Genomic DNA, 9,323 nt, shown 5'->3' on the forward strand with positions numbered 1-9,323 from the left:
GCGTCGTGTTGTGCACTTTCTGAGGAGCACCCGCGGGTAGTGCGGGTGGTGGTGGGTTGGATCGGAGCGGTCGGAGATCCGCTCGGTGCGGGTGGCCGAGGACTCTCGCCACCACCCGCGGTTCAGGGGGTTCCGTGGTCGAACCAGTCGAACCACGCGGTGCCCTCGGTGGCGTACATGCCGATCACCCGGCCGGTGAAGCCGGTGGCGACCTCCGTGGACAGGTACCTGCCGTCGAGTTCGGCGAGCGGTTCCGGTTCGTCGCCGACGTGGAAGGCGATGTAGTCGGGCGCGGCGACGTGGAGGCCCGACGGCTCGTCGTCGGCGGGCGGCAGCACCCGGTCCGGGCTCGTGGTGATCGCCAGGGTCACCGGGCCGCGCGGCACGGGGCGTTCGGCCACGCGTTGGCGCAGCGGCCCGATGCGGGCGATGACGCTGACCTGCCCGTCGGCCACCTCCAGGTCGTAGTGGTGTGCCTCGTCCACGCGGATCGACAGGCCCGCGCGCCCGGCGTCGGGGTCGAGCAGGACGGCGGTCCGGCTCTCGGGGTGCCGCTGGCGCCGGCCGATGAAGGTCGCGCCCGGCCGGTCCAGGGTGGGGCCGGTGGCGTGCAGGGCCAGCCACCCCGGCCGTTCGGTCAGCGACCAGGAGCCGTCAGGGCGCGACCTCGGCGAGATCCACCGGGGGTCGAGGCCGGGGGCGTCGAAGTCGTCGCGCGACGGCTCCTCCTCGACCGGGTGCCAGGCGCTCGGGGCCCGTTCCCGCACGTTGACGGGTCCGACGCGGGGCCAGCCGTCCTCCCAGCGCACGGGCGCGAGGAAGGTTTCCCGGCCCAGGACGTGGAAGTTGGGGCTGTACCCGCGCGGGCGGGTGGCGAGCAGGACCATCCACCACTCCCCGTCCGGGGTGGTGACGAGGTCGGCGTGGCCGGTGCTCTGGATCGGGTGGTTGGTGCCGCGGTGGGTCAGGATCGGGTTGTGCGGCGCGCCTTCCCAGGGACCGCGCAGGGAGGGGGCGCGGGCGATGGCGACGGTGTGGCCGCGCTCGGTGCCGCCCTCGGCGATCAGCAGGTACCACCACTCCCCGATGCGGTACAGGTGCGGCGCCTCCGGCCACTGCAACCCGGTGCCCTCCCAGGCGGGGAACGGCCCCTCCAGCACCTTCCCCGCCTCGGGGTCGACGCGGGCGACCTGCACGCCGAAGAAGCTGGCCCCGTGCGCGCCGGCGAAGGCGCACCAGCAGTTGCCCTCCTCGTCCCACACCAGGTCGGGGTCGATGCCCGGCAGGTCCAGCCACACCGGCTCCGACCACGGGCCCTCGGGCCGCTCGGCGGTGACGATGAAGTTCCCGCCGCTCGACACGTTCGTGGTGATCAGCCAGAACCGGCCGTCGTGGTGCCGGATCGTGGGCGCGTAGATGCCGTCGGAGGCCGACGCGTCGGCCGGCAGCGGGAGCTGGGACGGGCGGTCGAGGGCGTTGCCGACCTGCCGCCAGTGCACCAGGTCCCGGCTGTGGAAGACCGGCACACCCGGGAAGTACTCGAAGCTGGAGCACACCAGGTAGTAGTCCTCACCGACCCGGCAGGCGCTGGGGTCCGGGTGGAACCCCGGGATGACGGGGTTGTCGAAGGACGGGTTCGACACGTGCTTCTCCTGTGCTGGTGGACCGGTCAGCCCTTGAAGGCGCCGTCGAGGATCCCGGCGACCATGCGGCGGCCGACGAGGACGAACAGGGCGACGAGGGGGATCGTGGCCAGGAACGAGCCGGACATGGCCAGCCCGAGGTCCACGTCGTAGCTGTTCTGCAGCGCCTTGATGGCGATCTGGGCGGTGTAGCGCTCGGGGGACTTGAGCACGATGAAGGGCCAGAGGAAGTCGTTCCAGGCGGTGACGAACCCGAACAGGCCGAGCACGAACGCCGCCGGCCGCACGATCGGGAACGCGATGCGCCAGAACACCTGCCAGGTGCTCGCCCCGTCGATCGTGGCGGCCTGCACCAGCTCGTCGCTGATGGTGGCGACGATGTGCTGGCGCATCCAGAAGATGCCGAACGCGCTGGCCAGGCCGGGCACGACCAGGGCCTGCAACGTGTCGACCCAGCCCAGCTCGGACATGATCATGTACTGCGGGATGACCGAGAGCTGCGTGGGCACGGTCATGGTCAGCAGGACGACCAGGAACAGGGCGTTGCGGCCGCGGAAGCGCAGCTTGGCGAAGGCGAACCCGGCCAGCGCGCACAGCACCGCCTGGCCGACGCCGATCGCGGCGGCCACGGCGAGGCTGTTGATCAGCGCCTGCACGAACGGCACCGTCTCCAGCACCAGGCCCGCCAGGTCGAAGAAGTTGCCGCCGGGCACGATCTCGGGCGGCATCTGCGTCGCGGTGGCGGTGTCGGTGGTGGCGACGACGAACATCCAGTACAGCGGGAACAGGCACGCCACGGTCGCGGCGCACAGCAGCAGGTAGGTCCACCAGCGGACCCGGCCGGGTCGCCGGAGGCGCGGCGTCGCGCTTCGGGTCGGGGTGCTCGTCATCGGTCCGCCCTGATCCGCGTGGACAGCAGGTAGTTGATCGCGGCGATCACCACGACCATGACGAACAGCGCCACGCCGATCGCCGACCCGTAGCCGAACTCGAACTCGCCGAAGCCCTGCTCGTAGAGGAACAGCGTCAACGTCTGGCACTGCCGCACCGCGCCGCAGGTGAGCGGGGCGCCCGTGGCGATCAGCAGCGGTTCGGTGAAGATCTGGAGGCCGCCGATGGTCGAGGTGACCACGGTGAAGATGATCACCGGCCGCAGCGAGGGGATGGTGATGTGGCGGAACCGCTGCCACGGGCCCGCGCCGTCGATGGCCGCGGCCTCGTAGACCGCGCGGGGCACCGCCTGCAGCGAGGCGAGGTAGAGCAGCGTGGTGTAGCCGAACCACCGCCAGGTCACCATCGTCGCGACCAGCACGTGGCTGCCCAGCGTGGACTGGACGAAGTCGACCGGCTCGACCCCGACCAGTCCCAGCAGCCAGTTGAGCAGGCCGTAGTCCCGGTCGAACAGCTGCGCGAACACGATCGCCGTGGCCGCCACCGAGGTCACGTACGGGATCAGCATCGACATGCGGAAGAACAGCGCGAACCGCAGCCGGGCGTGGTTGAGCACGTGCGCCAGCACCAGCGCCAGCAGCAGTTGCGGCACCGTGGACAGCGCCCAGATGCTCACCGTGTTGCCCGCGGCGTTCCAGAACCGCGGGTCGCCGAACATGCGGGTGAAGTTGTCCACGCCGATGAACACCTGGTCGCCGATGGGGTTCCAGTCGAACAGCGCCACGTAGAAGGTGAAGGCGAACGGGAACAGCCCGAACACCGCGAAGATGACGAAGAACGGCGCGATGTAGGCGTACGGCGACAGTCGCTCGCCCAGCCCCCGGGAGGACCGGGGCGCGAGGGGCGGCGGCGAGGCCGGACGCGCCGGGGTGAGCGTGACGGCCACGGGGTTCACCCGCCGATGGCGGTCTTGATGTTGCGCACCGCGTCGTCCCACGCGGTGGCCGGGTCGCCGCCGCTCTGCTCGACGTTGGTGATCGAGTTGAGGAACTCCTGGCCGATGGTCGCGCTGTCGGGGCCGATGTAGAACGGCTTCAGGCCGAGCAGCGAGTCCGTGTAGATCTTGCCGGTGGGCGCGTCGGAGAAGAAGGTGTCCTTCGCCGTGGCGAGCTTGTCGTCCTTGTAGACCGACGGCGTGGAGGGCAGGGCGCCGGACCGGGCGAAGTGGTCGAGCTGGCCCTGCGGGGACTGCATCTCCTTGATGTACTCCCAGGCCGCCTGCGGGTTCTGCGCGCGCTTGGGGATGGCCAGGTAGCTGCCGCCCCAGTTGCCCGAGCCGCCGGGGATCTTCGCGATGTCCCACTTGCCCGCGGTGTCGGGCGCGTTGCTGCGGATGCTGTTGAGCATCCACGACGGCGCGGACACGGCCGCGTACTGGCCCTGCGCCATGCCGGCGCTCCAGGCGTTCTCGAACGACGACTGCCCGGCGGTGATCCCGGCGGTGGCCGCCTTGATGCCGAGGTCGAACGCCGCCCTGACCTCGGGGTTGCTGTCGTAGATCAGCTCGTGGTCACCGTCGTAGTACTTCTGCGAGACCGGGTTGACGGCCTGGTAGAACACGCTGGTGGCGGCGTTGTCGGTGAACGCCTTGCCGGTGGCCTGCTTGTAGCGCTTCCCGGTCTCGATGAACGCGTCCCAGGTCGGCCACAGGGCGCTGACCTCGTCGCGGTCGGTGGGCAGGCCCGCGGCGGCGAACAGGTCGGTCCGGTAGGCCACGGCCATGCCGCCCACGTCGGTGGGGATGCCCAGCACCTCGCCGCCCTCGGCGACGCTCTGCTCGAACACCCAGTCGAGGTAGTCGCCCTTCATGTCGTCGGCGCCCAGCGTGCGCAGGTCCACGAAGTTCTGCGGCTGCTGCACGAACTTCGGCAGGTTGTCGCCCTGGATCAGCACCAGGTCGGGCACCTTGCCGCCGGCCAGGGCCGTGGTCAGCGCCTGCGCGGTCTCCGTCGAGGTCCCCACCTCGGTCAGCTTGATGTCCACGTCCGGGTGCTTCTCCCGGTACGCGTCCACCGACGCCTTCTGGTTGATGGCGGCGAACGACCAGAACTCGAACGACTTGCCGTCACCCCCGCCCCCGCCGCCACCCGTTCCGGGCGTGCAGGCGGTGATCAGGGCGAAGGCTGCGGCGGCGAGCAGCAGGGGCGAACGGAGGGTCACGGCGCTTCTCCAAGGTGGACGGGGCGAGCGGCACACCACTTCGCGGATCGAGCGAAAGTTTCGCCCCAAATTGCGATTGTTAGCGCTCACGACGGTAAGCGGCCGCATACCCGACGTCAAGGAAAAGCCCTCGCGAACACCGGGGGAACAATGGATTCCCCGTTACGCAAGTACTTTCGTAACCGCCCGATCGGACGAGGCGCAGTCCTTGGCACCGCTGGAAGATCGCCGCACGGCGAACAGTTCGATCGCGGACATGGCTGAGGGCGACATCGCGGGACCAATTCGACTACGTGGTCCGCGCGATGCCGCCTCAACAATTTTGTTAACGCGAACGAAATACTTTCCTGCCGAACACCTCCGAATCGCGAGCGGTCCGAGTCACCGTCAAGTCCTCGTGCGGCGTCAGGAGCACGCCGTCCCGTTCAACACCGGCGAGGAGAACGGTGGCGTCGACCCGCCGTAGCTCGCGTTGTAGCCGATGGTGGTGGTGCCGCCGGACGGGATCGAGCCGTTCCAGGACGTGTTGGTGACGCGGACGGTGTCGCCCGTGTCGGTCCACGTCCCGTTCCAGCCCTGGGACACGGTCACGCCGGGCGCGGAGAACGTCAGGGTCCAGCTGCTGATCGCCGCGCCCCGGTTGGTGATCACGACCTCCCCGGTGTACCCGCCCGACCACTGGCTGACCACGCGGTGGGACACCGCGCAACCGCCGCCCGGGTTGTTGCCCGTGCTGGTAGTCGTGGTCGTGGTGGTCGTCGTGGTGGTCGTCGTCGAGGTCGGGCCCGCCGCGATGGCCAGGTCGTACGCGCGCTGAGGCACGAACTGGCCGGCCGGCGCGATGCAGCCGTCCGCCTCGCCCGGCACCTTCACCCACAGGAACGCGGCGATCCTGGAATCACCGGTGTTGGTCGTGCTGGGCGTGCCGATCGCCCGGCCGGCCGGGTCGCACCACTCCTCCCCCAGCGGCCCGTTGCCGTTGCGGCTGGTGTCCACCACGGCCGTGAGCCTGCCGTCCCCGACGGCGTTGAGGATGTTCTTGGCGTAGTTCACCTCGTCGGAGGTCCGGCGGTAGTTCGACACGTTCGTGGCGATGCCGTCGGCGCTGTTGGAGATGTCGGCCGCGCGCAGCCGGTTGGCGGCCTCGGAGGGGCTCAGCCACGCGGAGTTGCCGATGTCGTAGTACACCTTCGCCTGCGACGAGCCGGCCTTGAGCTTCTTGCCCGCGTAGGCCATCGACGCCCTGGTCTGGCTCTGCTGGTCGGCGTTCTGGCAGTTGCTCATGATCGGCAGCACGTCGGGCTCCAGCACGATCGCCGCCGGGCGGCCCGCCAGTCCGGCCGAGATCTCGTCCACCCACGCCCGGTACTCCTGGTGCGACCGCGCGCCGCCGCCGCTGGCGCCGCCGCAGTCCCGGTTGGGGATGTTGTAGACCACCAGGATCGGGATCTTCCCCGCCGAGGCGGCCGCCCCGACGTAGGCGTTGATCTCCGAGCGGACCGACGAGGTGTTGGTGGTCGTGAACCACCGCGCCTGCGGCACCGAGGCGATGCGGTCGCGGATGACCGCCGCCCGCGAGTCGCCGGGGTTGGCGGCGACCCACCTGGCGCTGGAGGTCGACGGGTCGACGTAGAACGCCGAGTCGGCGGCCTGGGCGGCGGTGCCGCCGCCCACCGCCAGGGCCGTGGCCACCAGTGCGCTCGACAGCACGCACGCGGCCGCAGCCTGCTTGCGCTTCATCGGATCTCCTCTCGGGATGTCGGGCGTGGCCCCGGGCCGCTCAGGCGACGGCGCACGAGGCGCCGTTGAGCGTGAACGCCGTCGGCTTCCCCGTGTTGCCGCTGTGGTTGGCCTGGAAGCCGATGTCGACCGACGAGTTCGGGGCGATGTCGCCGTTGTAGGACGCGTTCCTCGCCGTCACCTGGCCGGACGTCGGCGAGTAGGACGCGTTCCAGCCCGACGTGATCGTCTGGCCGCTCGGCAGCGTGAAGACCAGGGACCAGCCCCTGATCGGCGCGGAGCCGGTGTTGGTGATGGTGATCGACGACGTCAACCCGCTGTTCCAGGCGTTGATCGAGTTGGACACCCGGCACGACTCCCCTCCCGGGGTGGTCGAGGTGGTGGTGGTCGTCGTCGTGGTGGTCGTGGTAGTCGTGGTGGTGGTGTCGGTCGGGGTGCCCGCGAACTGCGAGAAGAACCTCCAGACCTCGCCCTTGGTCCACGACCGGGCGCCGTCCTCGCAGGAGCACCCGTCCACGGCGCCCGGCAGGTGCCCGCCGTCGAACGCCGCCCACACCACCGGGTAGCCGGCCCGGCAACCCGTGTACGCGGTGGTGATGTGGGTCAGGCTGCCCGCGGTCGGTTCACGCGGCGTCATGGCCGTGCAGCCGTTGTTCCGGACGAACCTGTCGCGCAGCGACCGGCCCTGCGAGATGTTGAGCACCGTGTCGCCGATGCCGTGGATGCCGAGGTAGGCGATGGGCTGCGTGCCGCCCTCGCAGCCGCTGAGCTGCGCGCCCGCGAAGACCGCCACCGCGCGGAAGACGTTCGCCCGGCCGCACGCCAGCGCGTAGCTCATGCCACCGCCGTAGCTGAAGCCGGTGGCGAAGCGCTGCGCGGTGTCGACGCAGAGGGCGGCCTCGATCCTCGCGATCATGGCGTCGACGAACGCGACGTCCTGGCCGCCGGTGTTGGGCCAGGCGTTGTCGATGCCCTGGGGCGCGACGAGGATGGCGCTGTTGTTGGACAGCTCCTGCTGGCCGTAGTAGGCCCACGACCTGCCGCTGCTGCCGCCCGAGGCGACGTCGTTCGCCGTGCCGCCCCACCAGTGGAAGGCGAAGATCAGCCGGTACGGCCGGGTGTTGTCGTAGTTGTCGGGGACCCTCAGGATGAAGTTGCGGTTCCTGCCCCCGCTCTGGATCGCGTGCGTGCCGCTCGCCAGACCCGGCGCCTTGCCACACCCCTCGGTCGCCGCGGCGACGCCGACGGGGGCCCCGGCGTCGGGCAGGATGCCGCTCAACGCCGTGCCGGTCGTGGCCAGTGCCAGGAACGCCGCGACGGCGACGGTCCCCACCACGGTCCTGTGCCTCATCACCACGTGCCTCCTTCCGCTGTTGACGTGCCGGTGCTCAGGCGGAGAACCGCCACCAGTCCACGTTGAGCAGGTAGCCGCTGCCGCCGCTGAACCGCAGGAACAGGTCGCGGGTGCCGGAGAGCCCGCTCACGGGGCACGACACCGAGGTCCACGTCTGCCAGCCGCCCGTGTTGGGCACGGTGCAGCGGCCCACGACCGTGCCGGTGGCGCTGCCCACGCGCAGCTCGACCGTGCCGCCGGCGGCGGACGCCACACGCGCCGTGAAGGACGACGCGCCGGTGCCGAAGGCGACGTTGCGGACCTTGACGTGGTCGCCGTTCTCGATCCACCCGATGTTCATGCCGCCCTCGGAGGACGGTTCGGTCTCGATGCCCGAACCCCAGGCGATGGTCTCGGCCTCCTGCCGGACGTAGGGGTCGAGCGTGTCCGCCGGCGGCGGGCCGCCCGTGCTCATGGTGATCGTCGGGATGCTGCCGTCGGCGTTGTAGGCGAACCTCTCCACCGCCACGGAGCGGGTGAAGCCGCCGCCGCCCGGCAGGGCGCCGTTGTGGTAGAAGAAGTACGAGCTGCCCTTGAAGTCCACCAGGCCCGCGTGGTTGGTGAAGCTGCTGCCCTGCGTGGGCATGACCGTGCCGCGGTAGGTCCAGGGGCCGGTGGGGCTCGGCGCGGTGGAGTAGGCGATGAACTCCGAGCAGCACTTGGCCGCGAAGACGTTGTAGTACAGGCCGTTGCGCTTGAACACCCACGGCCCTTCCTCGTACAGCGTCGGCCGGGTGGAGTCACCGGTGCGGGCGCCGAACCCGGCGGTGGTGAGCGGGATCTGCGTCGGGCTGCCGGAGAACGAGGTCATGTCGGCGTTGAGCCGCACGTACCACAGGTTCGGGTTGCCCCAGTACAGGTACGCCTGGCCGTTGTCGTCGATGAAGACGGTCGGGTCGATCTCGCCGTTCTCCACCAGCGGCCGGCCGATGGCGTCGCGGAACGGCCCGGTGGGGCTGTCGGAGACGCCGACGCCGATGGCCATCCGGCCGGTGGCCCGGTTGACCACGGGCACGTACCAGTAGAACTTGCCGTTGCGCTGGATCGCCTGCCCGGCCCAGGCGTCCTGCTTGGCCCAGGAGAAGGTGGCCACGCTCATCGGCGAGCCGTGGTCGGTCCAGTTGACCATGTCGGCCGACGACCAGACCCGCCACTCCTTCATCGTGAACCAGGTCGAGCCGTCCTCGTCGTGCCCGGTGTAGAGGTACACCCGGCCGTTGTGCACCAGCGGCGCCGGGTCCGCGGTGTAGATGTGCTGCACGATCGGGTTGTCGGCACGGGCCGTGCCCGTGAGGAGGGCGAGGGTGCACAGGACGGTCGCCACCCAGGCGAGCGGACGCCTTCGGCTTCGCACGGTTACCTCCGTCAACAGCAGTGGTCGGAGCGGGTTGGGCGGCGGGGTTTGGCGGCGGGGTTCTGGCGGCGGGTCGGGCAGT

7 protein-coding genes are annotated in these 9,323 nt (G+C 70.4%); all 7 read right to left on the minus strand.

What is annotated here, in order from left to right; genetic code table 11:
* Positions 1-122 precede the first annotated feature (122 nt).
* Entirely contained in the window at positions 123-1,643 is a 1,521-nt protein-coding gene (locus ACFV4N_RS26240) for a glycoside hydrolase family 43 protein (RefSeq protein ID WP_499675258.1), read from the minus strand.
* Between the two features lie 26 nt (positions 1,644-1,669).
* Positions 1,670-2,533 (minus strand): carbohydrate ABC transporter permease, encoded by an 864-nt coding sequence (locus tag ACFV4N_RS26245; protein WP_499675259.1) that lies wholly within the window; start codon positions 2,531-2,533, stop codon positions 1,670-1,672.
* Entirely contained in the window at positions 2,530-3,489 is a 960-nt protein-coding gene (locus ACFV4N_RS26250; RefSeq protein ID WP_499675260.1) for a carbohydrate ABC transporter permease, read from the minus strand. Before ACFV4N_RS26250 ends, ACFV4N_RS26245 begins: the two co-directional genes overlap by 4 nt.
* Positions 3,486-4,754, minus strand: coding sequence for an ABC transporter substrate-binding protein (locus ACFV4N_RS26255; protein WP_499675261.1), 1,269 nt, complete (start codon positions 4,752-4,754; stop codon positions 3,486-3,488). The genes ACFV4N_RS26250 and ACFV4N_RS26255 overlap by 4 nt, the downstream gene beginning before the upstream one ends.
* 405 nt (positions 4,755-5,159) lie before the next feature.
* Positions 5,160-6,494, minus strand: a complete 1,335-nt coding sequence (locus ACFV4N_RS26260; protein WP_499675262.1) for a glycoside hydrolase family 6 protein — start codon at positions 6,492-6,494, stop codon at positions 5,160-5,162.
* Positions 6,495-6,534: 40 nt separating this feature from the next.
* Positions 6,535-7,845 (minus strand): CE1 family esterase, encoded by a 1,311-nt coding sequence (locus ACFV4N_RS26265; protein ID WP_499675263.1) that lies wholly within the window; start codon positions 7,843-7,845, stop codon positions 6,535-6,537.
* A 37-nt stretch (positions 7,846-7,882) separates the two neighbouring features.
* Entirely contained in the window at positions 7,883-9,211 is a 1,329-nt protein-coding gene (locus ACFV4N_RS26270) for a glycoside hydrolase family 43 protein (RefSeq protein WP_499675264.1), read from the minus strand.
* Between the last annotated feature and the right edge of the window lie 112 nt (positions 9,212-9,323).

The sequence above is a fragment of the Actinosynnema sp. NPDC059797 genome (assembly GCF_042732085.1).
Taxonomy (GTDB): Bacteria; Actinomycetota; Actinomycetes; order Mycobacteriales; family Pseudonocardiaceae; genus Actinosynnema.